Annotated in this window: 21 protein-coding genes; 14 read left to right on the top strand and 7 right to left on the bottom strand. The window is 58.7% G+C overall.

The window, feature by feature from the left end; genetic code table 11:
- The first annotated feature begins 188 nt into the window (after positions 1-188).
- Positions 189-1,070, top strand: coding sequence for an alpha/beta fold hydrolase (locus BLS26_RS07655; RefSeq protein ID WP_092517770.1), 882 nt, complete (start codon positions 189-191; stop codon positions 1,068-1,070).
- A 157-nt stretch (positions 1,071-1,227) separates the two neighbouring features.
- Here BLS26_RS07655 and BLS26_RS07650 read toward each other — a convergent pair whose 3' ends face one another.
- The 5 genes from BLS26_RS07650 to moaA form a co-directional block, all read right to left on the bottom strand.
- The gene (locus BLS26_RS07650) at positions 1,228-1,602 is read right to left on the bottom strand and encodes a nuclear transport factor 2 family protein (RefSeq protein WP_092509838.1); all 375 of its coding nucleotides are present in this window, start codon (positions 1,600-1,602) and stop codon (positions 1,228-1,230) included.
- A 286-nt stretch (positions 1,603-1,888) separates the two neighbouring features.
- On the bottom strand, positions 1,889-3,355 hold the full coding sequence (locus BLS26_RS07645; protein WP_157676367.1) for a PLP-dependent aminotransferase family protein: 1,467 nt from the start codon (positions 3,353-3,355) through the stop codon (positions 1,889-1,891).
- A 168-nt stretch (positions 3,356-3,523) separates the two neighbouring features.
- A complete protein-coding gene (locus tag BLS26_RS07640) occupies positions 3,524-4,867 on the bottom strand; it encodes an FAD-dependent oxidoreductase (RefSeq protein ID WP_244541874.1) in 1,344 nt (447 codons plus the stop codon).
- Positions 4,868-4,924: 57 nt separating this feature from the next.
- Complete coding sequence (locus BLS26_RS07635; RefSeq protein ID WP_244541873.1) at positions 4,925-5,137, bottom strand: 4Fe-4S binding protein; 213 nt, start codon at positions 5,135-5,137, stop codon at positions 4,925-4,927.
- Positions 5,138-5,269: 132 nt separating this feature from the next.
- On the bottom strand, positions 5,270-6,322 hold the full coding sequence (moaA, locus tag BLS26_RS07630) for a GTP 3',8-cyclase MoaA (RefSeq protein WP_197681322.1): 1,053 nt from the start codon (positions 6,320-6,322) through the stop codon (positions 5,270-5,272).
- A 208-nt stretch (positions 6,323-6,530) separates the two neighbouring features.
- On the opposite strand from moaA, the gene BLS26_RS07625 reads away from it, so the two are divergent.
- On the top strand, positions 6,531-8,732 hold the full coding sequence (locus BLS26_RS07625) for a molybdopterin-dependent oxidoreductase (protein ID WP_244541872.1): 2,202 nt from the start codon (positions 6,531-6,533) through the stop codon (positions 8,730-8,732).
- A 240-nt stretch (positions 8,733-8,972) separates the two neighbouring features.
- On the top strand, positions 8,973-9,446 hold the full coding sequence (locus tag BLS26_RS07620; RefSeq protein ID WP_092509830.1) for a CoxG family protein: 474 nt from the start codon (positions 8,973-8,975) through the stop codon (positions 9,444-9,446).
- A 51-nt stretch (positions 9,447-9,497) separates the two neighbouring features.
- Here BLS26_RS07620 and yghU read toward each other — a convergent pair whose 3' ends face one another.
- The gene (gene yghU / locus BLS26_RS07615; RefSeq protein WP_092509828.1) at positions 9,498-10,373 is read right to left on the bottom strand and encodes a glutathione-dependent disulfide-bond oxidoreductase; all 876 of its coding nucleotides are present in this window, start codon (positions 10,371-10,373) and stop codon (positions 9,498-9,500) included.
- 552 nt (positions 10,374-10,925) lie between these two features.
- Between yghU and BLS26_RS07610 the strand changes: the two genes are divergently transcribed.
- From BLS26_RS07610 to BLS26_RS07570, 9 genes are all read left to right on the top strand, one after another.
- Positions 10,926-11,888 (top strand): ketopantoate reductase family protein, encoded by a 963-nt coding sequence (locus BLS26_RS07610; protein ID WP_092509826.1) that lies wholly within the window; start codon positions 10,926-10,928, stop codon positions 11,886-11,888.
- Between the two features lie 22 nt (positions 11,889-11,910).
- A complete protein-coding gene (locus BLS26_RS07605) occupies positions 11,911-13,011 on the top strand; it encodes a mandelate racemase/muconate lactonizing enzyme family protein (RefSeq protein ID WP_092509824.1) in 1,101 nt (366 codons plus the stop codon).
- Positions 13,012-13,050: 39 nt separating this feature from the next.
- Positions 13,051-13,944 (top strand): N-acyl homoserine lactonase family protein, encoded by an 894-nt coding sequence (locus tag BLS26_RS07600; RefSeq protein ID WP_092509822.1) that lies wholly within the window; start codon positions 13,051-13,053, stop codon positions 13,942-13,944.
- Positions 13,945-14,015: 71 nt separating this feature from the next.
- Positions 14,016-14,438 (top strand): VOC family protein, encoded by a 423-nt coding sequence (locus BLS26_RS07595; protein WP_092509820.1) that lies wholly within the window; start codon positions 14,016-14,018, stop codon positions 14,436-14,438.
- Between the two features lie 339 nt (positions 14,439-14,777).
- Positions 14,778-15,263, top strand: a complete 486-nt coding sequence (locus BLS26_RS07590; RefSeq protein ID WP_092509818.1) for a (2Fe-2S)-binding protein — start codon at positions 14,778-14,780, stop codon at positions 15,261-15,263.
- A gap of 87 nt (positions 15,264-15,350) precedes the next feature.
- On the top strand, positions 15,351-17,690 hold the full coding sequence (locus BLS26_RS07585) for a xanthine dehydrogenase family protein molybdopterin-binding subunit (protein ID WP_092509816.1): 2,340 nt from the start codon (positions 15,351-15,353) through the stop codon (positions 17,688-17,690).
- Positions 17,691-17,704: 14 nt separating this feature from the next.
- Positions 17,705-18,499 (top strand): xanthine dehydrogenase family protein subunit M, encoded by a 795-nt coding sequence (locus BLS26_RS07580; protein WP_092509814.1) that lies wholly within the window; start codon positions 17,705-17,707, stop codon positions 18,497-18,499.
- Positions 18,500-18,715: 216 nt separating this feature from the next.
- Positions 18,716-19,834: an acyl-CoA dehydrogenase family protein gene (locus BLS26_RS07575; protein WP_092509812.1), complete on the top strand. Its 1,119-nt coding sequence runs from the start codon at positions 18,716-18,718 to the stop codon at positions 19,832-19,834.
- An 80-nt stretch (positions 19,835-19,914) separates the two neighbouring features.
- Entirely contained in the window at positions 19,915-21,465 is a 1,551-nt protein-coding gene (locus BLS26_RS07570) for a class I adenylate-forming enzyme family protein (protein ID WP_092509810.1), read from the top strand.
- Positions 21,466-21,573: 108 nt separating this feature from the next.
- On the opposite strand, the gene BLS26_RS07565 is transcribed toward BLS26_RS07570, so the two are convergent.
- A complete protein-coding gene (locus BLS26_RS07565) occupies positions 21,574-22,470 on the bottom strand; it encodes a LysR family transcriptional regulator (protein WP_244541871.1) in 897 nt (298 codons plus the stop codon).
- A 261-nt stretch (positions 22,471-22,731) separates the two neighbouring features.
- Here BLS26_RS07565 and BLS26_RS07560 point away from each other — a divergent pair, with 261 nt between their 5' ends.
- Together BLS26_RS07560 and BLS26_RS07555 are read left to right on the top strand one after the other, a co-directional pair.
- Positions 22,732-24,252, top strand: a complete 1,521-nt coding sequence (locus BLS26_RS07560) for a M81 family metallopeptidase (protein WP_092509807.1) — start codon at positions 22,732-22,734, stop codon at positions 24,250-24,252.
- Positions 24,253-24,383: 131 nt separating this feature from the next.
- Positions 24,384-25,940 carry an ABC transporter substrate-binding protein gene (locus BLS26_RS07555; RefSeq protein WP_210186253.1) on the top strand — a complete coding sequence of 519 codons (1,557 nt, stop codon included), beginning with the start codon at positions 24,384-24,386 and terminating at the stop codon, positions 25,938-25,940.
- The last annotated feature ends 4 nt before the right edge of the window (positions 25,941-25,944 follow it).

The following is a 25,944-nucleotide window of genomic DNA, read 5'->3' as shown; positions in this document are numbered from 1 at the left end:
ATTCGATCCCGGCTTCGGCACGGCTCTTTGCGTACTTGCCGACCTCGATCCGCAGAGGAGAAATTCGCATGATCAAGCACCTCAACCCCTCTCGCCGCGACTTTCTGAGCGCGACCGCTATCGGTCTGGGCACGGTGGCCCAGTTCACACTCACGGGTGCGGCACGCGCCCAGACCAGGAGCAAACAGATGAGCGAACATGTCCAAGTAGATGGGATTTATCCCTTCCCGGCTGTAATGCAGACGCGGACGATCGAAACCAACGGTACATCCATCCATGTGCGGGTCGGCGGTCATGGCCCGGCAGTCGTCCTGCTGCACGGCTTTGGCACATCGGGCGACATGTGGGGACATCTGGCGAGCGCACTCATCGAAGACCACACCATTTTCGTGCCTGACCTGCGTGGGTCGGGCCTCTCGTCGAAGCCTGATGGCGGCTATGACAAGAAGAATCTGGCGGCGGACGTGGTGGGCGTCCTGGATGCTCTGGGTGTGCGTACGTTCGAATTGGTGACGCACGATATCGGGATCATGGTCGGCTACGCAGTTGCCGCCACCCACCCCGAGCGCGTAAGCCGATGGGTGGCAATCGATGCGCCGCTGCCCGGCATCGGACCCTGGGAAAAGATCCTGCAGGAGCCGGCTATGTGGCACTTTGGTTTCGGTGGTCATGACATGGAGCGCCTGGTCGCCGGCCGGGAGCGCATCTATCTCGACCGCTTCTGGAACGAACTTTCCCAGCACCCGGAGCGTTTTGATGAAGCGAAGCGCCAGCATTATGCGGCGCTCTATGCGCAACCCGGCGCAATGCGAGCGGGTTTTGCGCAGTTCCTGTCGTTTAGCCAGGATGCGATCGACAACAAGGCGTTCCTTGCGCAGGGCAAGCTCAAGATGCCGGTCTTGGCCCTGGGTGGTGAAGCTACATTCGGCCCGATGATCGGCGCGGTGGTTCGGTGTGTCGCCGATAATGTCGAAGACGTGATCATCCCCGATTGCGGGCACTGGATCACGGAAGAACAGCCTGCCGCGACGACTAAACTTGTCGTCGACTTCCTGCATCGTCGTTCGTGAGTTAGCTGGCGTTACGTGGTGCGGCGCCGTGGCTGGTCCAGCCGACGCCGCAGCCCCTCTACTGGTCTGGACGCCGGATGCGAAAAATGGAGAAAAATGGACCCGACCGAAGTCGGGTCCAGATGCAATTGGTGCCGTCTGAACGCCAACCTAAATATCAACTATGGAGATGGAAGACCTTGTTCATGATTTGCCACTTCCCATCCAGCTTCAGCAGCGTGAACATGTCAGTGAAGCGCGATCCCGTCCAGTCGTCGATTTCCAAACGCACGTTCGCGATCGTGCCGACGACGTCGATCTCCGAAATACGAGACTTGATTCCAGTGGCTGGACCATTCTTGTCGTTCCAATCGTAAAGCCCTTGGATAGGTCCAGCAAAGAGATCAGGTCCCACATATCCAAAAATCGTAGCGTCCTTGTGGAAGGCGGGCTTCATTTCGCTTCCCTTCCCCGATTTTGCGCCGTCCAGATAATGTTGAACGACCTTCGTGATGGCTTCATAGTCGCCCAAATTCGTAGCTGTGCCACTCATCTCTTACTCCCTTGTGGTATCTACCAGCGGCGCCATGACCGAAGTGGAAAACACCCGCCGGCGTCCCTAACTGCCGGCGCCGTCGCAGTAGGAGCTCGCCCGCAATTTCCAGGCATAACTTAGTAAGGCGGGAGTGCTCCTCACAGCGCCGGTGCAGGCAAAGCCGATGGTACCAGTTGTTGAGCTTGTGACATTTGGCGCGATAGAACCTGCCAAGGCCGGGTCGCGCAGTGTGCCCGGCTGAAGAGTCGGCAGTGTGGTCGGTCGTTTTTGCTGGATCAGATCTTCAAAGCGCCTTGGCGAGCCTCGAGATTCCCTCTTCGATCGCCGGTTCTGCCAGCGCTGCGAATCCCAACAGGAGGTACCGATCACAATTCTCCAGATAGTCCGCGTCTCCGATATTCTGGTCGCGCAACGTGTAGACGCCGATCTGCTGCTTCAGCATCAGCGTCTGCAATTTGACGGCGCTGGGAAAATCCGGCGGCAGCTCCCATACCAGATGTGTGCCACAATGCACCGGGTTTATCTGGACGGACCCGACATGTTTCTGAAGTGCCGCGACCAGGCAGTCGCGCCGTGCCATGTAGGTTTTGCGAATTTTTCTGAGGTGCTTTTCGAAGGCGCCGGTTTCGATGAAGTCATTCAGCACGGCCTGTTCGAGCCAAGGAACACCTGTGCACGGAAAGCCATGGTCGAGAAGTGATACCGCGTGAACGGCAAGGTTCACTAAATGGGGCGGCAGGACCATGTATCCCACCCTCAGCCCCGGGCCGATGGAGGCTGCAAACGAGCCGACGTAGACCACCCGTCCGAAGGTGTCGAGGCTCTTCAGGGGTGGTGGCGGTGATCCCTGATAGCGAATCTCAGTGTCGAAATCGATTTCGACAATGTGAGAGTCCGTTTGGTTCGCCCAATCCAGCAAGACTTCGCGTCGGGAAGCTGACAACATGACGCCCATCGGATATTGACGGACCGGAGTGACGAAGGCGAGGCTCATGCTGGATTGTGGCAAGTGCTTTACGACGATGCCACTCTGATCGACGGGAACCGGCGCTATATTCGCGCCGTAAGCCCGGAAAAGATCCGCTGTTGCGCTGCAACCAGGCGCTTCCATTGCCACCGTTGTCCCTGCGCGGACAAACAGATGAGCAGCGACGTTCAGCGCCTGCTGAACACCAGTGACGATCACTATTTGATCCGGACTGCATGAAATGCCGCGAGAAGCCCCCAGATAGCCGGCAAGAGTCTCTCGCAACTCCCGAAGCCCCTTCGGGGTACCGGAATACGTCAAGTTGAATTTCGAAGATTGCATTCGCCAATTGGTTAGTCGGCGCCATACGCTGCGCGGAAAGCAAGCGGGATCGGTGCTCTCAAGCGCAAAGTCGCAAACGATTTCATTGGGGAATGTGGATCGTTTCGCTTCCTCGGCGACAGGAACGAACAAGTGGATCGGTTTGGTGTGGGTGGCTCTGTTGGTAAAGGAGTCTGCAACCGATAACGAGCTATCGGGAAGCGTATTTGACACGTATGTTCCGGCACCTTCCCTCGACTCCAGATACCCTTCGGCCGTCAATGTCTCGTAAGCGAGAATGATTGTATTGCGCGACACCCCAAGCTGTTCGCTAAGAGCACGACTTCCGGGAAGGCGTGTACCGGGTCTCAGGCGGCCAGATACGATCAAGCCATGGATCTGCCTGAAAACCTGAGCTTGCAGTGACGCAGCGGAAAGATCAATTTCAAGAGCTAACTGCATCGGCTGCTCCAATCGTTCGACACTCGATAGTTCGCAAAAATTGCCAGGCCACTACTGCGTTGGCATCCCGATCTCGACACGATCGGAGAGGGGCTCATCAGCCCTGCAAGCGACCGTTGTTCCCAGAAGTCGCCATTGACTTTGACGATGCCGACAGAAAACCTACTGCTAGGCGTTACAGGCCGCAAGCATTTCGGAAATCCTCGTGAATTTCTCTCGTGGCTTGCCAACGGGAAGGCCACGCGCTTTCTCCGCTTGATCGATCGTTTCCCAATCATGGAAGGAGACTGACCGCACCGACCGTTGCGCCAACAAGGAGACCGACGCTTCGCGGCCAGTTTTGGGTTGAGAGCTGAAGGTCGGCAGATCTGCGAGAAGGGTCGCAACAGTTGCCATGCTGTCGGCTCGGTTCGTCCCGATGATTCCGGTCGGCCCGCGCTTGATCCAGCCAGTGACATAGACTGGAAATCCGTTCGACGATGTTATCGCCGCGCGGCCGTCCTTGTTGGGAACCGTGCCGAGCTTCTCATCAAATGGAACTCCTTCCAACGGAAGTCCGCTGTAGCCGACACTGCGAATCATCAGTCCGGTCCCGATAGATACCGTCTTCCCGGTGCCGATCGCCTCTTGACGACCGGCAGCGCCGACGAGCCGGGTTCGCTCAAGAACCAGTTCCTCGAGCCTATGCTCCCCACGTGCTTCTCGTGGACTCAGGAAGAAGTGGACGCGGCAGCATTTCGGCTTTTCCTGCCGACGGGAGGCGAAGGTCCGGAATATCTCGAAATTGCGTGCGCGGGCGGGCTCGCGAACGTCGTTCAGTTCGGACTTGCACGTTTCGCTCAGGAGCAAATCATCAGGGTCCACGAAAGGATCGCACTCAGACAGCTGACCGAGCTCGCGTAGCTCCTTGGTGGTGAATCGTGTCTGAGCCGGACCTCTGCGCCCGATGAGATGAATCTCGCGGATGCGGCTCTCGGCCAGGGCGTCCAGTGCGTGCGATGCGATATCGGTCTTTCGCAATTCATCGGTTGACTTCGCCAGGATCCGGCAGACGTCGACCGCGACGTTGCCCTGGCCGATGATGATGGCGGATTCACCTGATAAGTCGAATTTGAGATCTCGGTAGTCGGGATGACCGTTGTACCACCCCACAAATGAAGTAGCGGCGTGGCTTCCCTGAAGATCCTCGCCGGGGATGCCAAGCTTCCGGTCCGTTGCCGCGCCCGTGGCAAAGATCACCGCGTGATAACAATCCGCCAATTCTCTGAGGGTGAAATCCTTGCCGAATGACACGTTACCAATGAATGAAAAGCGAGGATGTTGAGCGATCGCTGCGTACGTATCTGCGACATCCTTTAACCGCGGGTGGTCGGGCGCGACACCATAGCGGACGAGGCCGTAAGGGACGGGGAGACGTTCGAGAATGTCGACCTCGGTCGTGTGTTCGGATTGCAGCAGTGCTTCAGCCGCGTAGAAGCCACTAGGGCCGCTTCCAACGATCGCAACCCGCAAGGGGTTATCGGCTGTTCCAATTCTGTTCACGGGTAAGGCCACTACGGTTTGATGCGTTCAGGAATAGCCCAGGGCGGCTCGTCGTTCCTCCGCACCCGCCAACGGCGTTTGCTTGCTCCGGATCACGGGTGTGGTGCTCGATCTATCAGCGTTAATCTGAATCCACATTACCTGGTCTTCCGAGAGATCCGCGCTTTCGCTGATAGCGTGAACCGGACAGGCCGGAATGCATGCCGCGCAATCGACGCATGCGATCGGATCGATGTACATTCGTTGATTGTCGCCATGGAAACACGCCACCGGACAAACGAGAACGCAATCCGTGAATCTACAGTCGCTACAGTTCCCGGTAACCACATGGGGCATTGTCGTTCCTCATTCGAACATCATGGTGGCAATCGACTAGCCGCCCGTCGCGGCCATGAGTCGCGAAATTTTATCAGGTTTTTCATTGAACTCGTGCCGCTCCGGTTTTAGGCTCATTGCTGACCGAAGTGCCTCCACTATCTCTTCGTCGCTGGCGCCGCGACGTAATAGTGGACCGAATGCCAGCTGCTCCCGCTGACCGAGACAGAGATACATTGTCCCGTCGGCTGCGAGCCGCACCCGATTGCAAGTGGCGCAAAAATGTTCTGAAAGCGGAGTGATGAAGCCGATGCTCAATCGCCCGTCTGGCGTTTTCAGATATCGCGCAGGCCCACCGCCGGGCACGTCGCCCGCGACTAGGCCGCGTTCTTGCTGCAAGCGCCGCCGGATCGGCTGGAGATCAAGGAATTGGGTATTTCGACCGGTTGCCCCCATCGGCATCGCTTCGATCAGGCGAAGAACAAATCCCTGCTCCATGCAGAAATCGACCATGTCATCGATTTCGTCGTCATTCACGCCATGCATCGCGACCATGTTGATCTTGATCGGTGCGAAACCGGCTTCCTTGGCGGCCGCCAGGCCAGCCAGAATTTTGTCGAGAACATCCCGGCCGCAGATCGCGGCGACGCGGTCTGCGCGAAGCGAGTCCAGGCTGACGTTGACGCGCCTCACGCCGGCCTCCTTCAACGGCGCCGCGAGTGCATGCAATCGGGTCGCGTTGGTGCTCAAGGATAGATCGTCGATGCCCGGTATTGCGGCAAGGCGCGCCGCAAGATTTGGCAAGTCTCGCCGCACCAGCGGCTCGCCACCTGTGAGGCGGACACGTTTCAGCCCACGAGGAGCCATAATGGAGATCAGGCGCTCGATTTCCTCGAACCGCAACCAGGAGGCCGGTTCCTGAAAGCCGCGAAATCCCTTTGGAATGCAGTAGGTGCAGCGTAAGTCGCAGCGGTCGGTCACCGAAAGCCGCAGATATTCAATTCGGCGCCCGAACGTATCCACGAGGAGGGGGGCATGCGATCTCATAGATGATGTTGCCGCCATGTTCTGTCGACATGCAAAGCGCACGACCAAGGATTGGTCGATCATCCATCCCGAGAGCCCGGTCAGTGAAGTACCGGTGCAAATAAAAGGCCTGAGTCCGGACAGACTGCAAAGCCAAGCCGGCACCACGAGATTCGCGGTAACCGGTACTCATTTCGATTGAGTCGTTGGATTTTACTGTGAGAGGCCGCTCTTGGTGACCGTAAGTCCCATGCGCAGAGTTCCCTAACCTGACGGTAGAAGGAATATGTCGATGCCGACCAGCACTTCAACGACGAAGGCGAATACGAGGGAATATTTTGGTGGTTGCCCCCACGACTGTCCCGACACCTGCGCAATGCTTTATACCGTGGAAGGCGACAAATTAGTCAACGTTCGTGGAAACCCGAAGCATCCGGTTACGCGTGGCGGACTATGCGTCAAACTCAACGATTACTCGGATCGCCACTACAACGCGGACCGCGTGTTGCACCCACTGAAGCGTAACGGGCCAAAGGGCAGCCGGCCCTTCGTGCGGATCAGCTGGGACCAGGCGCTGGCGGAAATCAAACAGCGCTGGACGAGAACTATTGCTGACCATGGCGCAGAAGCCATTCTTCCCGTCAGCTATCTCGGCAATGAAGGTCTTGTGCAGGGCCTTACGGTTGGCGACGCATTCTTCAACAAGCTCGGCGCCACCGTTTGCGAGAAGACCTATTGCGCTTCGGGCTCTTCCACAGCATGGCTCCTCACTGTCGGGCCCACTAACGCGCTGGACCCTGAGAGCTTCGCCTACTCGAAATATATCATTATCTGGGGCTGCAACTCTCTCAGCACCAACCTGCATCATTGGCCCTTCGTGACGGAGGCGCGCCAAAAGGGTGCAAAAGTCGTAGTGATCGATCCATATAGGTCGCGCACTGCCAAGCAGGCAGACTGGCACATCGCGCCCAAGCCGGGAACCGATGGCGCTCTTGCGATGGCCATGATCCAAACGCTGATCGCGGAAGACCTCGTCGATCGCGACTATGTCGACAAGTATGTCTTGGGTTTCCCGGAACTCAAGGAGCACGCGGCTGGCTGCACACCTGAATGGGCCGAGAAGATCACCGGTGTCCCCGCCGACGACATACGGAAGCTGGCTCGTGAATACGGTCAGTCGCGAAACGCATCGATTCGCATCGGCGTAGCGCTTGAGCGTACTGCGGGCGGAGCGCAGGCGATCCGCGCCGTCATCGCGCTTCCGGCCTTGACCGGCGCCTGGAAAGATGTGGCTGGCGGCATTTATCAGGCGCCGTTGTGGGAGTTCCCCGTGAACTTCGGGGCGATCTGCAGACCGGATTGGATTAAGCCCGGCACGCGTGTCGTAAATCTCCTCAAGTTGGGAGAGGCGCTATTGGGCGAGACAAAGCTTGATCCGCCGATCAAATCCATAATGGTCTACAATACAAATCCGGTGACCCAGGCGATGGATGTCGACAAGATCGTCAAGGGGCTTCAACGCGAAGATCTGTTCACCGTCGTCGCGGATCACTTCGTCAGCGATACCGCGGCTTATGCCGATATCATCTTGCCGGCAACGATGGCGGCCGAACACGATGACATGATGTTCTCCTGGGGGCATTTCTACCTTACGCTCAATCAAAAAGCGATCGAGCCGCCCGGCGAAGCTTGTTCGAACGCGGAAATTTTCCGGAGGCTGGCGAAAACGATGGGCTTCACCGATCCCGAGTTCATCAAATCGGACAAGGATCTGGCTGAAAGCACGATAGACTGGACTGCGCCCCAGGTGCAGGGCATCGATATGGACCTGCTTCGGGCGCAAGGCTACGCGAAGCTGAACTTGGGCGCGGCAGACACGCGGACGCCTCACGCCGAGGGGAACTTCAAGACGCCGTCCGGCAAGTGTGAAATCTTGCTCAACAACGCGACAAATTTCGTGGCACCTCCATTCCGTCAATTGTACAACGAGATGCAGAGTGGCGAGCCTATCGAACCGCTTCCCGGTTATACCAGACCATACGAGAGCGCGGCTGACGAGCCCGAGCTTGCCAAGCTCTATCCTCTGAGCATCGTAGCTCCGAAGAGCCACGCGTTCTTGAACACGAACTATGCCAACGAGCCCAAGAAACAGAGGCTGCAGGGTAACCAGTTTGTTCTCCTTAGCCCGCAAGATGCGGCTGAGCGAATGATCGGACATGGTGATGAGGTGAAAGTGTACAATCGGACCGGAGGCTTCCAAGGCGTCGCTCAGATAACCGACGACGTGCGGGCTGGTCTCGTCGTTACGACCGTCGGATATTGGCGGACCCACAACGAGGAGGGGACCGTCAATAGCGTGTCCGCGGCTCGGTTCGGTGGGATGGGAAATTGTCCCACCTTCTCGGACAATCTTGTTCAGGTGGAGCGGGTCGTAGGCAAGAATGCTGCGCGCAGCATGCATGAGCCAAAGCCGGTAGCGTTGGTGACAGCCTAAGTGCCGTTACGAGCTTGCGGACCTGCAGGAGAGTGCAGGTCCGCAAGTGTGCTGATATCGGTAGGCGGCCGCACAGGCCGTCCCGATCAGTTCTTGTTTCGGGGTGGATCCTTGCACCTGAAGGTATGGCACCATCAGATACAAGCTGACCGGTACTCGGGACATTCTGTTGGCCCACTACAGTGCAGCTCAAGAGTAGAGCCTGCCGATGTCTTCAGGCCAACATGGAATAGAAGCGCAATGGATCTAACGGGAAGCTATACGATTCCGGCGAAGCAAAGCGCCGTGTGGGCCGCACTCAATGACCCAGACATTCTCAAAGAGTGTATCCCGGGCTGTGAAACTCTCTCGATGCTTTCCGAGACTGAATTTGCTGCGACCATTGTCGCCAAGATAGGTCCATTGAAAGCGCGCTTCACCGGAAGAGTTGAGTTGAGCGAGATCGATCCGGATAACGGCTATCGCATTCGGGGCGAGGGTTCGGGGGGTGTCGCGGGTTTTGCCAAGGGTGGTGCTCGTGTCCATCTCCAGGGAGCAGGGGATGGCACCGTGCTAACGTATGAAATAGAGGCCCAGATAAGCGGAAAGCTCGCGCAGCTTGGGTCACGTCTGATCACAGGTGTGGTGAACAGCATGGCCGAGAAGTTTTTCACCACGCTGGTATCTAAAGTAACCCTGGGCGGTCCAACGGAAGATGGTAGCTCTAATGCGTGATCGACTCGATATCCGCGCCAAGCGCGCCGCACGCAACCAATGCGCGAGCTGCTATGTTCCGCTCGCCAGTTTGTCTTGCGTCTTGGTCTCAAAATCGCCGGCGTCATGCCGTTCATGCAGTTGACTTGAGGCTTCGCCATTGACGCGGTTGACCATTCGCCCGCGTCGGACGGCCGGCCGTTCGGCGATCGCGTCTATCCAGCGCGCAACGTTCTTGTATTCCTGTGTTTGAAGGAACTCGGCCGCTTCGTAGAGCCAGCCCCTTGATAAGCCAGCGTACCAGGGCCAGGCGGCGATATCGGCGATCGTGTAGTCGTTGCCAGCGATAAATTCTCTCGTTTCGAGGTGCCGGTCGAGCACGTCGAGCTGGCGTTTCGTCTCCATGGAGAAGCGATCTATGGCGTATTCGATCCTGGTCGGCGCGTAGGCATAAAAGTGGCCGAAGCCTCCGCCCACATATGGTGCGCTTCCCGCCTGCCAGAACAGCCACGACAGGCATTCGGCGCGTGCACCATGTCCGGTCGGCAGGAACGCGCCAAACTTCTCGGCCAAGTATATCAAGATAGCACCGGACTCGAAGACCCGGATCGGCATCGGTCCGCTTTGATCAACCAAGGCCGGGATCTTGGAGTTGGGGTTCAGCCCAACAAAGCCGCTCCCGAACTGATCGCCGCGGTCGATTCTGATCAGCCAGGCATCGTATTCCGCGCCACTATGGCCGAGCGCCAACAACTCCTCGAGCATCACGGCCACCTTCACGCCGTTCGGCGTTCCCTGGGAGTAGAGTTGGAGGGGATGGCGACCGACGGGGAGTTCCTTCTCGTGCGTCGGGCCGGCGATCGGTCGGTTGACGTTCGCGAACCGTCCGCCGTTCGGCTTGTCCCAACTCCAGACTTTCGGCGGCGCATAATCGAACGAGGTGGTCATTCTTGGAACTCCAGGTGTTGGGCGGTGGCATACGAGTTCAACGCAAGGTCGGATTAGATCGCATGTCGATTTACCTCTCATGCTCTGCCAACCGTCGGCGCGAGGCGAAATCGCATCCAGTATCTCAGTTTACGACTCGTTCGCACGAACGTGAACGTTCATTGTTCGGCGAACACTGTTCCGTTGTGCGGTTGAATGAGGGATCAATGTTGTATGAGTGGTAAGGCGGATCAACGCGCTATGGCAGGGCGGGTCTGGTCGCGCATGTCCAACGTCGCTTTGCCAGTGCAGGTCGGTTCGTCTCAGGTCGCTGACACGCAGGGGGTGCAGTTCGCAAGCTAGTCCTTACGGGCGATACCCCTCTGGTCTGCCCGCAATCTGTTGTCGAGATAGGTGTAATCTAAACTATTCGTTTTTCGGATTGACATAGTGCCCTTACGAAATAGAGCTGGGCTCTTTGCATAAAGAGCGGGCTGGATCGATGCAATAAACGCGGCTCGATTCCGTCGGTATTTCGACCATTCCCCCATTTGAATAAGTCAGGGGCTCACTATGCGCATAGCGATGATCGGTGCAGGAGGTTTCGGCGGCTACTTTGGCGCCCGCCTTGCTCAAGGCGGTGCAGATGTTTGCTTCCTTGCCCGGGGCTCTCACCTGGCGGCCATCCGCGCGAACGGACTGGTCGTCGAAGGCGGTCCTGAAAAGGTGTGCGTCAATCCCGTGAGAGCCTCAGACAATCCCACCGATCTCGGTGTGGCGGATTTCGTATTGCTGGCTGTCAAGCTGTGGGACACGGAGACGGTCCTCGAGCAGATCAAGCCGATGGTTGGACCGGACACGACTCTGATTTCGTTCCAAAATGGTGTGCTCAAGGACGACGCGTTACGAAACGCCTATGGCCCGACCCGGATCATGGGCGGGGTCGGCTACGTCGCGACCACGATCGATCGCCCTGGCGTTATCCGGCAGACGGGACCGATGCAACGATTGATCTTCGGCGAGTTCGATGGCCGCCGGTCGACGCGCGCTGAAGAGCTTTTGCAAGCCTGCAAGAATGGCGGCATCAACGCCGAACTGTCCACCAACGTTGTTCGGGAAATCTGGGAGAAGTACGTGTTTCTTGTCGGCTTGTCCGGCACCACTACCGCCATGCGAAGTGCGATCGGTCCAATCAGGGAGAACCGGCAGACGCGGGCGTTCCTGCTCGACGTCATGCGGGAGGTTGTCGCTGTTGCAAACGCCCATGGCGCGAAGCTCCAGGCGGATTACGCCGAGCGGCGCCTCGCGCTTGCCGACGACGTGGCGCCCGACATGACGTCATCGATGCATCATGACCTGCAACGCAGCAGGCAGTTGGAGATCCGGTGGTTATCCGGCGGAGTAGTCCAACTCGGGAGCGCTGTGGGGGTAGCGACGCCGCTTAACCGAGCCATCGCCGATGTCCTTGCACTGTACGAAGGCGGTGCGCCTGCCACGTTGGAGACGAGGGCATTGGAGAGTGCCGGTGCCACCTGACCAGGGAACTGCCGGCCGAGATATGAAGATCGCGATGATCGAAGTCTTCGTTGTCAGCATTCCGTTCGCAGGAGGCGGCAAGTCGGCTGCGTCAGCTTGGGGAAAGAAGAACGCAAGTAGCGCCGACTCCTTGCTGGTCAAGGTAACGACCGAGGGCGGGATTATCGGCTGGGGCGAGGCGTTCGGCTTCACCGCAATTCCCGCCGTCAAGGCTGCGATAGAAAAGGTTATCGCTCCGTTGTGTATCGGCGTTAGCGCGCTGAGCATCGGGTCGTTGATGCTCGATGTTCAGAAGCGCCTTCACATATTCGGGCGCGGCGGCGCCATCATGTTCGGGATTTCCGCGATCGATATTGCGTTATGGGACATCTTGGGAAAGGCAACTGGCCAGCCCGTACACCGACTGTTGGGTGGTACAGCAGTGTCGGAGCTGGCTTGCTATGCAAGTCTCGTTCGCTACACCGACCCGCAGCTTCTGGTCGAAAACGTCAATCGAGCTCTGGCCGATGGCTTCTCCCATCTGAAGCTCCATGAAATCACCGTGGATGCGGTCCGTGAGGCGCGAAGAGCTGCCGGCGATAACGTGGAGATCACGCTGGACGTCAACTGTCCATGGACTGTGCGAGAGGCCCTCGATATGAGCGCCAGGCTGCGACCGTTCAATCTGCGCTGGCTGGAAGAGCCCATTTGGCCTCCAGAGAACTTCGACGGCTTGGCCCGATTACGTCGTGAGGGTGAAGTACCCATTGCGGCAGGAGAAAATGCATCAACGCTGGTGGAGTTCCAACGGATGCTTTCTGCCGGCGCGGTCGACTTCGTCCAGCCCAGTCCGGCCAAAATGGGAGGTATATCCGAACTTCAGAAGGTATTCGCGCTTGCCGCGGCAAGTGCGACCGTGGTGATGGTCCATTCATTCTATGACGGCCCCGGCTTGCTCGCGAGTGTTCACGCAAGCGCCGCGCTAGGCTCGGAAGACGCCCTGGTCGAGTGGCGGTACTTTGACCTTGAGGCTCAACTGTACGGCGACGCAGTGCGGCCGAAGACCGGAATGATCGCTGTTCCCCAAGGACCCGGTTTGGGATTCGACCCAGATGCAGACGTGGTTCGAAACTTTCAAGTCTGAAGTTGAACTGCCTTTTCTCAACGATCGACGGATAGAAATATGATTCGCAAGCGTTATCTTGGCTCCGCATGTGGGCTGCTGCTTCTGTCACTACTGACGGGTACAGCGATTGCTTCTTCTCGAGAGTTGCCGAACCCAAGTAACGCCGGCTTCGCGGAGAAGCTGTACAGACTGGATTGCGGCCGCTCGATTGCCAACGATGAATCGATTTGGACTCCCGGCGAAAACCAGGGCCACAGCATAGAGTTTTCATCGACCTGCTGGCTGGTCAAGCGAGGAAACCAGTGGTTACTTTGGGACACGGGAGTGCCGGAGGCCACGGCTACCGATCCGAACGGTTGGTCGACTCTGCCCAAGCTGATCCTTTATCACCTGGACAAGACATTAACGGGTCAGCTTGCGGAAATCGGTCTCAAGCTGCCCGACGTCACCTACGTTGCCATTTCACACACTCACGGGGACCACATTGGCAATGTCACCCTGTTCCCCGATGCCGAGATTCTGATACAGCGAACAGAATACGAATGGATACATGGAGGCAATGGGCCAAACGAAAACGTTAATCAGCTGATGGCGTTGGCGCGCCGCCTCATGGGAAATCCTAGGAATTTACGTCTGACCGACGGAGACCTCGACGTATTCGGTGACGGAAGCGTTACGCTCATATCGACGCCGGGGCATACGCCCGGCAGCCAGTCGCTGCTCGTCCATCTCAAAAATTCTGGTTTCATCGTACTGTCGGGCGATGTTGTCCATCTGGAAGAGAACTTCGCTAAGAGCAGGGTTCCTTCGCTCAATACAGATAAACAAGCATCCATCGAATCGATGGAAAGAATCAGGCAGATCATCAAGACCTACAAAGCCATAATGTTCATCAATCACGACAAGAAGCAAACTGACGGCCTTAAGTTGCTGCCGGCATTTTATGACTGAGGCTAACCTTGCGGACCTCGGCCGCTTCCACCAAGTTATTGACAACGCGCGCGAGCGCAAGGAGATCAGCTATGCAGGATAATGTCCCGTTGACGGTCGGCGTCGATCACGTCGGACTTGCCGTGAAAGACCTTCCGCTCGCACGGAGCTTCTTTTGCGACTGCCTTGGCTGGAGGGTTGTTGGTGAGAACCAGAGTTATCCGGCGTCGTTCGTGTCGGACGGAAACGGTATCGTGACGCTCTGGCAGGTCGAGGATCCGGAGAAATGCGTGCCGTTCGACCGCCGTCGCAACATCGGTTTGCATCATCTTGCATTGAAGGTTGCGGATCGTAGCGCACTTGATGCATTGCACGCACGTGTAGCGGCATGGCCCGGCGCGTCGATTGAGTTTGCGCCGGAGCGATCGGGCAAGGGCCCCAAGGTACACTTTATGGTGCGGGAGCCGGGCGGCACCCGGATCGAGTTCGCCTGCGTTTCTCCTGCCGCCGGATGATGGAGGCGCTGGTTCTCCGGCGCCGGTAGTGGCGATCAGTACAGAAGCCTCTCGCTGGTGTTCGCATGGCTCGGAATCATCCAGCGCGCTGGTACCATCCGTTTTATTTTGACCGGTGCTATGACCGGCTTTTGTCGCTTGCTTAAGTAACAACAATGACTACGGCAGGAGATCCTGCAGCCGGTGGCAGGTCAGCGTGATCCCTCACTTTGGCTCGTTCAATGTTTCAACGGCAAAGCTGCGACAGCTTCGGTCGCCGTGGCGAGAACGGCGGATCCTGGTGGGCGCCACTGCTGATTTGGACAAAGTCTCTGGAAAAGAGAAACCGGGAGGTTGGATATGCCGACAGTCGAACTGAAGATCAATGGTAACGCCGTCTCGGTCGATGTCGAGGACCGGACCCTCCTCGTCCATCTCCTGCGCGAAAATCTCAACCTGACCGGCACCCATGTCGGCTGCGATACCAGCCAGTGCGGCGCCTGCGTCGTCCATATCGACGGCAAGGCGGTCAAATCCTGCACGGTGCTGGCCGGACAGGCCGCCGGCTCCAACGTCACCACGATCGAAGGCCTTTCGAAGGGCGACGAACTGCATCCGATGCAGGCGGCGTTCCGCGACAATCATGGCCTGCAGTGCGGCTATTGCACGCCCGGCATGATCATGTCGGCGGTCGATATCGTGCACCGCTACGGCGGCAAGCTGGACGAGGAAACCGTCCGCCATGAGCTGGAAGGCAATATCTGCCGCTGCACCGGCTACCACAACATCGTCAAATCGGTGCTCGATGCGGCCGGCCGCATGAAGGTCTCGCAGGCGGCCGAATAGCCTCCGCCGGCTACCAAACCTGCATTCAAGACCGCCACCTTTCGATGGAAAGGGCGGAAACAATAACTCCGGTTGGGAGGACAGAACATGGGCGTTGAAGGCATTGGCGCAAGCGTTGTGCGCAAGGAAGACCGCCGTTTCACGACTGGCAAGGGCCGCTACGTTGACGACATCAAGCTTCAGGGCATGACCCATGCCCATTTCATCCGCAGCCCGCACGCGCATGCCAAGGTCAAGGGTATCGATTCATCCGCGGCGATGAAGATGCCGGGCGTGGTCGGCGTGCTGACCGGCCAGCAGATCGTCGACGACAAGGTCGGCAACCTGATTTGCGGCTGGGCCATCACCTCCAAGGACGGCACGCCGATGAAGATGGGCGCATGGCCGGCGATGGCGCCGGAAACCGTGCGTTTCGTCGGCCAGGCGGTCGCGGTCGTGATCGCCGAGACCAAGAACCAGGCCAAGGACGCGGCCGAGGCCGTGGTGGTCGACTACGAGGAACTGCCCGTCGTCGCCGATATCCGCTCGGCGCTCAAACCGGGCGCACCGCAGTTGCATCCGGAAGCCCCGGGCAACGTGATCTATGACTGGCACATCGGTGACGAAGCCGCGGTCAAGGACGCCTTCGGCAAGGCCGCCAATGTGGTGACCCTGGAGTTGACCAATAATCGCCTGGTGCCGAACGCAATGGAGCCGCGCGCGGCGATCGCGGAATATGACGAGGCCGAAGAGCATTTTACACTGTACACGACGTCGCAGAACCCGCATGTCGCCCGCCTGGTGCTTTCGGCGTTCTACAACATCGCGCCGGAGCACAAGCTGCGGGTGATCGCGCCCGACGTCGGCGGCGGTTTCGGCTCCAAGATCTACATCTATCCCGAAGAAATGGTGGCGCTGTGGGCCTCCAAGAAGGTCTGTCGCCCGGTGAAGTGGACCGGCGACCGCACCGAAGCCTTTCTGACCGACGCCCATGGCCGCGACCATATCTCGAAGGCCGAGATGGCGTTCGACAAGGACAACAAGATCATCGGCTTGCGGGTAAAAACCCACGCCAATCTCGGCGCCTACATGTCGCTGTTCTCGTCGTCGGTGCCGACCTATCTCTACGCCACGCTGCTGTCGGGCCAGTACAACATCCCGGCGATCTATGCCGAGGTGATGACGGTCTATACCAACACCACGCCGGTCGACGCCTATCGCGGCGCGGGCCGCCCCGAAGCGAGCTACCTGGTCGAGCGGCTGATGGAAACAGCAGCCCGGCAGTTGAAGGTCGACCCGGCGGAATTGCGCCGCAAAAACTTCATCACCCAGTTCCCGCATCAGACGCCGGTGATCATGGCCTATGACATCGGCGACTTCGGCGCCTCGCTGGATGCGTCAATGAAGGCGATCGACTATGCCGGTTTCCCCGCGCGCAAGGCGAAGGCCAAAGCCGAGGGCAAACTGCGCGGCCTCGGCGTCTCCTGCTACATCGAGGCCTGCGGCATCGCGCCCTCGAAAGCGGTCGGCAGCCTCGGTGCCGGCGTCGGCCTGTGGGAGTCGGCTGAAATCCGCGTCAATCCGGTCGGCACCATCGAGGTCCTGACCGGATCGCACAGCCACGGTCAGGGCCATGAAACCACCTTTGCGCAGTTGATTTCGGAACGCCTGGGCGTGCCGATCAGCCAGGTGCAGATCGTCCATGGCGACACCGATAAAGTGCAGTTCGGCATGGGCACCTACGGCTCGCGCTCGCTTGCGGTCGGCGGCACCGCCATCATCAAGGCGATGGAAAAGGTCGAAGCCAAGGCGAAGAAGATCGCAGCCCATCAGCTCGAAGCGTCGGAGAACGACATCGTCATCGAGAACGGCGAGTTCAAGGTCACCGGCACCGACAAGTCGATCGCGCTGCCGATGGTGGCGCTCGCCGCCTACACCGCGCACAACCTGCCCGACGGCATGGAGCCCGGTCTGAAGGAAACCGCGTTCTACGATCCCACCAACTTCACCTTCCCGGCCGGCACCTATATCTGCGAGATCGAAGTCGATCCCGCGACCGGCAAGACCTCGTTCGTCAACTTCGTCGCGGCGGATGATTTCGGCCGGCTGATCAACCCGATGATCGTCGAAGGCCAGGTTCACGGCGGCCTTGCACAAGGCATCGGTCAGGCGCTGCTTGAACACGCGGTCTATGACAGCAACGGTCAGCCGATCACGGCCTCGTTCATGGATTACACCATGCCGCGCGCCGACGACCTGCCTTCGTTCAAGCTGTCGCATACGCCGACGCTCTGTCCGGGCAATCCGCTCGGCGTCAAGGGCTGCGGCGAAGCCGGCGCGATCGGCTCGTCGGCGGCCGTGATCAATGCGATCACGGACGCCATCGGTCACAACAAACTGGAAATGCCGGCGACGCCCGATCGCGTCTGGCATGCCATTCACGGTTAAGGGGAGAGAGCATCATGTACGAGACAATTTATCATCGCCCCTCCTCGGTCGACGAAGCCGCGGCACTGTTCGCCAAGGGTTCGGAATCGAAGTACCTCGCCGGCGGCCACACGCTGATCCCCGTGATGAAGCAGCGGCTGGCGTCGCCATCCGACGTGATCGATCTCGCCCGGATCAAGGAACTGGTCGGTATCGAACCATCGGGCGACGGGATCGTCATCAAGGCCGCCACGACGCATTACGACGTGGCCCAGAGCAGTATCGTGAAGAAAGCGATTCCCGCGCTGGCCTATCTCGCTTCGCTGATCGGCGATCCCGCCGTGCGGCATCGCGGCACCATCGGCGGATCGATCGCCAATAACGATCCGGCCGCGGATTATCCGGCGGCCCTGGTTGCGCTTGATGCCACCGTGAAAACCAACAAGCGCAACATCAAGGCCGGCGATTTCTTCAAGGGCCTGTTTACGACGGCGCTGGAAGACGGCGAGATCATCACCGCGGTCTCCTTCCCGGTGACCGGCAAGGCCGGGTATGCCAAATTTCCCCACCCGGCGTCGCGTTTCGCGCTGACCGGCGTGTTCGTGGCCAGGAGCCCGGGAGGCGACGTCCGGGTCGCCGCCACCGGGGCCTCGCAGAACGGCGTCATGCGGGTACCGGCGATCGAGGCGGCGCTGAAGGCCAACTGGTCGGCCAGTGCGCTCGACGGCGTCACCGTCTCCGCCGACGGCCTGATGAGCGATATCCATGGCTCGTCGGACTATCGCGCCAACCTGATCAAGGTGATGGCGCAGCGGGCGGTGACGGCTTGAATGGCATGTCGCCTGGTCATGGCGGAGCCGGCGTTTCGCACAAATCCCCACGTCGGTGGTGGGTTGACTTCTCCCGGTCGTCAGAATGGCGGCTCCTCCCCAACTTGTCGGGATATTCACGGCATCCCGGCGCACGTTTCGAGCAGGGTCGTCTTGTAATCGAACGACGAAAAGTCCGGCTCCGGACACGATCCAGTAGCTAAGTCTGGGAGAACAATGAGCATCATTACGATCGCCGATGAGTTCGCTCGCAATACAATTTTGTCGCGAGCCGCCGCTTGGGAAAAGTCGCGCTCGATGGCATCGACTGAGCTCCGGGAGGCTATCAATGTTGGAATTGGATCGCTCAAAATCGGCGCTGAGCACGGCGGCTTGGGTCTGGGCCACGTTTCCATGGGAAAGGTCCTCAAAATCCTAGCTTCGGCTGATTTTCCGTTTGCCTTCAGTCTCGCCGTTCACAACGCGGTTGGCGGCTCGATATCGGAATACGGCTCACCTTCTCAACTCGATCGATATGTTCGTCGGATACAAACAGGAGAACTAATTCTCTCCGTATGCATAACTGAGCCCTCCGCGGGTTCGGATGCGGCGGCTATGCAAACAAAGGCTACGCGCAGCCAAGGAGGCTGGCGAATAAATGGCTCCAAGGCGTGGATTACCAATGCCGTATCTGCGGATCTATTTTTGTTGTATGCGCAGACCGATGTGGATGCTGGACCAGCAGGTGTTGCCGCTTTCCTAATCGAGAGGGAGTGTCCGGGTCTCTCGATCACGGCGGCCTACGATCTCGTGGGGTGCCATTCCATGGGCCTGGCCGGGGTGGAACTCTCTGACTGCTTCGTGCCTGATGAGGCGCTGTTTGCCCGACCTGGTGAAGGCTTTAAGCGGGCGATGAGCGGAATTGATGTGGCGCGCACCTTGGTTAGCGCGATGTGCTGCGGAATGCTGGAATCAAGTCTGGCATACGCGCTGAAATCAACATCTGAGCGTTCCGCATTCGGCTCGAAAACGATCGATTTTCAAGGCCTTCAATGGATGTTGGCCGACATTGCAACGGATCTTTCAGCCTCGGAACTGCTGTTCACCGCTGCTGCATCGAAGCTTGACCGAGGAGAACGGGCCACAATTGAAGCTGCTCACGCGAAGAAGTTCACGACGAAGGCTGCGTTCAACGGTATCGCACAATGCATGCAGCTTGCAGGCGCGCGAGGTCTTTTGGCCGAAACGCCAATCTCGCGGCATTTGGCTTCCGCAAAAGCAGCTCAATACCTCGACGGTACGACAGAGATTCAGAATGTTGTTATCTCCCGCTTCCTGCAGGCGCGGGCAGTTTAGCTTCGGAACTTCGACGAAGTTGCATCGTCCGGCCTTGCTCCGGAGTGTGGGATGGAAAATTAACGGTGCCGAGGTGCAAAATGAACATTTCGATCAGTGTCGCGAACATTATTGCAGAGTTGCCGCGTCGTCTTCACGAAGTGGTGGATAAACAATCGTCTATTGCGCCGAAGCAGCCCGCCATTGTTGACCATGCGGCCTCGCTGACATTTGAGGAGTTGAGAGAGGCGACAATCCATGCCGCCTCACGGCTAGGCGAATTGGGCGCGCGCGCCGGTGATCGAGTGATGGTTGTCAGTGAAAACTGTGCCGCGGCCGCGATCGTCTTGTTGGCTATCAGCAGGCTTGATGCTTGGGCGATCATCGTCAACCCGCGACTTTCGCGGCGCGAGGTTGAGCAAATTCGGGAGCACAGCGGTGCGCGCCTAAAACTCTTCACCTCCGATGTGTCTCCTGAGGCTGCGACGCACGCTGCATTTTATAGCGCAAGATCCGCTGATATCGATGGCTTCCCCGGGATCCTCGCATCCGAAATCAACTCAGCTGCGGCTCCCGAGCCCGTCGAGAAAGAGCGGGACAAGCAGGTTGCCATTCTCATCTACACGTCGGGCACTACAGGGACTCCGAAAGGAGTTATGCTCACTCATCAAAATCTTCTCTTTAGCGCGCGGACCAATGCGTTGTATGAGTCTCAAGGAAGCGGCCATCAGCTTTATATCGTTCTTCCGATCTCCCACATTGCTGGGTTCACGTTTCTGCTAATGTCGCTGATGATGGGGGCAACCGCGCGCCTAGCTCGCAGATTTGAACCAGCACGTCTTGCGGAAGCGATTGCAAGTGGCGAGGCATCGATATTCGGCGGAGTTCCCGCGACGTATCAACGATTGCTGGAATATGAAGATGCCGTGGGCACAAAGCGCCGCCCTGGTCGTGGTATTCTTAAACACCTGATGGTGGCGGGCGCACCGTTAGACCTCACCCTGAAGGGGCGTGTCGAAGCAATGTACGAAATTCCACTTTTGAACTGTTACGGGATAACGGAGTGCTCACCAACAATTTCGAGCGTTTATCCCAAAGAGCCGAGAAGTGATCAGACCGTTGGATCTTTCGTGGCGGGAGTCGAAGGGCGCATTGTCAAATTGGATGGTTCTGTCGCGACGGCGGGGGAGGTCGGCGAGCTTCATGTCCGTGGACCGAACGTCATGTTGGGTTATTATCGTGCGCCTGATCTGACGGCCTCCGCAGTCGATCGTGAAGGTTGGTTTAAGACCGGTGACCTTGGCCGGATCGAGAACGCTTGCCTGTATATCGCGGGGCGAGCAAAAGAAATGATCATTAGATCGGGCTTCAATGTGTATCCCGCCGAAGTGGAGGCGGTTTTAAACTCCCATCCGGCGGTAGTTCAGTCGGCGGTTGTTGGAAAATCGGTGCCGGGCAACGAGGAAGTTATCGCGTTTGTACAGCTGCAAGCAAACTCTGAAACAAGCGTTGATGATTTGGTGGGCTACATCAAGCCTCTTCTTACCTCCTATAAGCGGCCGTCTCAAATTATCAGGCTTGAGCCGTTGCCAGCAACATCGACGGGAAAAATACTAAAGAGCAAGTTGGCAGCTTCGCTGCTGGATACCTGATACTTGGACGCAGGCAGCTGCCCGGTCATCCGAATCCCGTCGGCGTGCTCACGCTCGCGAGCTCCTCGCGTGCCGCCAACGTTCTGGCAAGAACAGGTCAGCTCTTCGTCAGGGAGACACACCGAACGATGCAAGCCGATTGCGCATATTGGCGAGCAAGCGAACTGCCGCCGGAGACAGCGGTCGGGCGCGGCGTGTAACGAGCCGAAGCTTTGCCTTTGCGCAGATGGCGTGATCGATATCCAGCATGACAACCTCGCCGCGCGCCACCTCGGCGGCCGCAGCGACGCCGGCGCCAAGGATCGCGACGCCATGTGTTGCTCTCACATATCGCCGCAAAGCGGCGACTGAACTGCTGATGAATGCCGGCCGGAATTTCACGTGCTCAGAATATTCGAGTGCCTCAACCAACTGGCTCACGCCGTAGCCCCGCGGCATTGACGCAAGCGGGAATTCTGCCAACTGGCTCACGGTAATCGGACGGCGGTGCCGCGTCAGGGGGTGGTCGACGCGAACCAATAGCCGGGCCGGAGCGGGTGCACTTGCGACGAATTGGATGCGAGGGTCCGCCTGCGGGTTGTAAGCCAATCCGATATGGGCGGCGTCTTCTCCAACCTGATTCATGATGTCGGAGACAGGCAATGCATCGATCGCAACCGACAATTTGGGATGCTGAGCGCAGAACGGACCTACGACGTGCTCGATCAGGTGATCTACGTAGCCTTCGCTGAGCACTATCCTGACATATCCTTCATCCAGCCGCTCGATAGCCTCCAGCCGCTCCGTAAGCTGCTGACGATGGGCCTGGCAACTGCGCCAATAATCCAGGACGTGCGCCGCGGCGTCGTTCAACTTCATCCCGCGCGCCTGCCTCTCGAACAATTTCAGGCCCAGTTCTTTCTCGAGCAGCACGATCTGTCGGGTGATGACCGACGGCGCGGTATTCAAACTGTCGGCGGCGCCGCGGATTGAACCGTGCCGGCAGACGGCCTCGAAGTATCTCAAGCGACTTTGACCTAGTTCTCGCATGGCCGGACCCTGTTGCTATTTGGGCAACGAAGTACAGCATAGATTGCTGTTGCTCGAACGCAGGTCAAGCCTATTCTCTCGCCGGTCTCCACCCGGTACGGACCCGGAGCGGCGACAGAGTAGGCCGGAAGTCCGGCCGTCCATCGAAATTGCGAACCAGAGCATTGGCAACCGCCCGCCGCCCCATGCGGCAGGCAGATCGCCTGCTCGTGCCGTCAACAACCAGAGGAAGCTCCGTTGAAAATACTTGTCGCCGGTTTTCAGCATGAGACCAATACGTTTGCGCCGTCGAAAGCCACGTATGAAAGCTTCGTGCGCGGAGAGGACTTCCCCAGTCTCGTGAGGGGGGACGACGTCTTCAGCCTGCTGGACGTAAACATCCCCATCGGCGGTTTCATCAGGAACGTCCGGGAGCGCGGGCACGAAGTGCTGCCGATCATCTGGGCAGGGGCCGGCGCCTCGGCTCACACCACAAAGGATGCCTACGAGCGTATCGCCGGCGAGATCGTCGAGGCGGTGAAGGGCAAGAACTACGATGCCATCTACCTCGACTTGCACGGCGCTCAGGTTGCCGAACATCTCGATGACGGCGAGGGCGAACTGCTCTCCCGGATCCGCGCCATCGTCGGGCGCGGCATGCGGATCGCCGTATCGCTCGACCTGCACGCCAATGTCACGGATCGAATGCTCGATCTCGCCGACGTGGTGGTTGCTTACCGCACCTATCCCCACGTCGATATGGCCGAAACGGGCGCCCGGGCGGCGCAACTGCTGCTTCATCTGGTTTCATCTCGCGAGACGATTCATCGCGCAGCGCGGCGCATCCCGTTCCTGATCCCGGTCAATGCCATGTCGACCATGCTGCAGCCGGCGCGCGGCGTCTATGACCTGCTGGAGAAGGAGGAAGGCGCGGTTCTTTCCCTGTCATTCGCACCAGGTTTCTCCGCTGCCGATTTCCCCGACTGCGGAGCAACTGTCTGGGGCTATGGCAGCGATCGTGAAGCTATCGAACGTGCCGTGATGCGAATCTACCAGCGGATTGTGGACACCGAGCCCGAGTGGAAGGTCGAATTCGAGGACGCCGACGATGCTGTCGCAAGAGCCATTGACATCGCGCGTACGGCAAAGCGTCCGGTCATCCTGGCCGATACGCAGGATAATCCGGGCGTCGGCGGAAATTCCAACACCACGGGATTGCTCAAGGCCCTGATCCGCCACCAGGCCAGGAATGCCGCGGTCGGTTTGATTTGCGATGCGCAGGCTGCTGCGGCTGCACACGCCGCCGGTGTCGGCGCTCAAATCTCGATCAATCTTGGTGGATGCGCCGAGGTTCCTGGGGATAGTCCCCTGAGTGCACGTTTCCATGTAGAGGCTCTCTCGGACGGAAAGCTCGTCTATGGCGGTCCCATGATGAATGGCAAGCAGGCCGATCTGGGCCCGACCGCATGCCTCAGAATCGACGACGTCCGTATTGTCGTGACATCCGCGAAAGCTCAATTGCTTGATCGCAACATGTATCGGGCCGTTGGTATCGACCCGGAAAAAATGAGCATCCTGGTCAACAAGAGCTCGGTCCATTTCCGCGCTGACTTTGCGGCTATCGCCGCGGAGATCATGGTCGTCAAATCGCCCGGCCCTTTCCTGGCGGACCCGACCGCATTGCCTTGGAAGAACCTCCGAGACGGCATCCGACTTGGGCCGAACGGTCCATCGTTCAAGGTCTCAACTCGCACTGCGGACACCAAAGTTTCGGCCTAGCCTGGATTCTTCCAGTCACTTTCCGCCGCGCGCTTGTGTCGAAGTCGAACTTATCGCCTAGGCCACACCAGCAGGACGTCCAATAAAGCAACAGGGAGGCTCAAATGACGAATAGGCGATCGTTCTTGTCAATGGCTGGCGGTCTCATGCTCGCTGCCGCGGCGCCGCGACACGGCCTTGGCGCGGAGCCGAAGGTCCTGCGCGTCGTACCGCAGTCCGATCTCAAGATACTCGATCCGATCTGGACGACCGCGATCATTACGCGAAATCACGGCTACGCCATCTACGACACGCTTTTCGGCGTGGACGCGGAGGGACACGTAAGGCCGCAAATGGTCTCCGACTACGACCAGAGCGACGATGGAAAGGTATGGACTTTCAGGCTTCGGAAAGCTCTCAAATTTCACGATGGAGCGCCGGTCACGTCGGCCGACGTCATCCAGTCGCTCAAACGCTGGGGCCAGCGCGACAATCTCGGGCAAAAGTTGCTTGCGGCAACCGCCTCTCTGGAGGCCAGGAGCGGTGACACATTCATTCTGACGCTCAAGCAGCGGTTTGGTCTGGTGCTGGAGGCGCTGTCAAAGCCGGCGTCTGTGCCTCCCTTCATCATGCCCAAACGGGTCGCCGAAACGCCCGCGGACCAGCAAATCACCAGCACGATAGGTTCGGGTCCGTTTGTATTCAAAGCGGATGAATATCGCCCGGGCGAACGCGTCGTCTATGTCAAGAACACCGACTATGTGCCGCGCGACGAGCCGGCCTCGGGAACTGCCGGCGGCAAGGTCGTCAACGTCGATCGAATGGAGTGGGTGATTCTGACCGACGGTCAAACCCAGACAAACGCCATCATCAACGGCGAGGTGGACCTGATTGAATGGGTCCCCGCCGACCAATACACGGCCTTGAAGGCCAGTCCCAAGGTCTCGTTTGCCAACCTCGTTCCCAAGGGATCCTTCGCGCTCCATCTCAATCATCTCTTTCCGCCTTTCAACAACGTCAAAGTGGCGCAGGCCGCGTTCATGGCGATCAGCCAGGACGCGCTCATGAAGGCGCAGATGGTTCACTCGGAATTGTACAATACCAATCCATCCGTCTATCCGACAGGCACGACCTATCATTCGGACAAGACGTCCTACTTCACCGGCAAGCCGCAATTCGCCCGGGCGCGCGAACTGTTGAAGGAGGCGGGCTATAACAACGAACCGGTCGTGCTGCTCTATCCGTCGAGCTTTGCGATCCTCAACAAGTTTCCGCCGGTGATGGCGGCCTTGCTGAAACAGGCCGGATTCAATGTCGACTTGCAGTCAATGGATTGGCCGACGCTCGTCGCGCGCCGTTCCTTGAAAGTCCCTCCTTCGCAGGGAGGATGGGGTGCCTTCATCACAGGCTGGAACGTTCCCGACAACATCAATCCGCTGTTCTACGCGCCTCTCACCGGCTCCGGGCAAATCGGCTGGTTCGGTTGGCCGACGGACGGGCAGGTCGAGACCCTCAAGGACGAGTTCCTGACGGCGACGACCGATGACGAACGCAGATTGTTGGCCGACAAGATCCAGGAGCGTGTCTTTGATGCCGCGATCGTCGCGCCCATCGGGGAGTACAAGACGATCACGGCGGTCCGCAAGGACGTGATCCGAGGCACGGTGACGGCGCCCGTCTGTGTGTTCTGGGGCATTGAGAAGGATTGATCAT

The sequence above is a fragment of the Afipia sp. GAS231 genome, from assembly GCF_900103365.1.
Classification (GTDB): Bacteria; Pseudomonadota; Alphaproteobacteria; order Rhizobiales; family Xanthobacteraceae; genus Bradyrhizobium.
The sequence above is the reverse complement of the archived record's forward strand: the minus strand, read 5'-3'. Positions and strand labels throughout refer to the sequence as shown.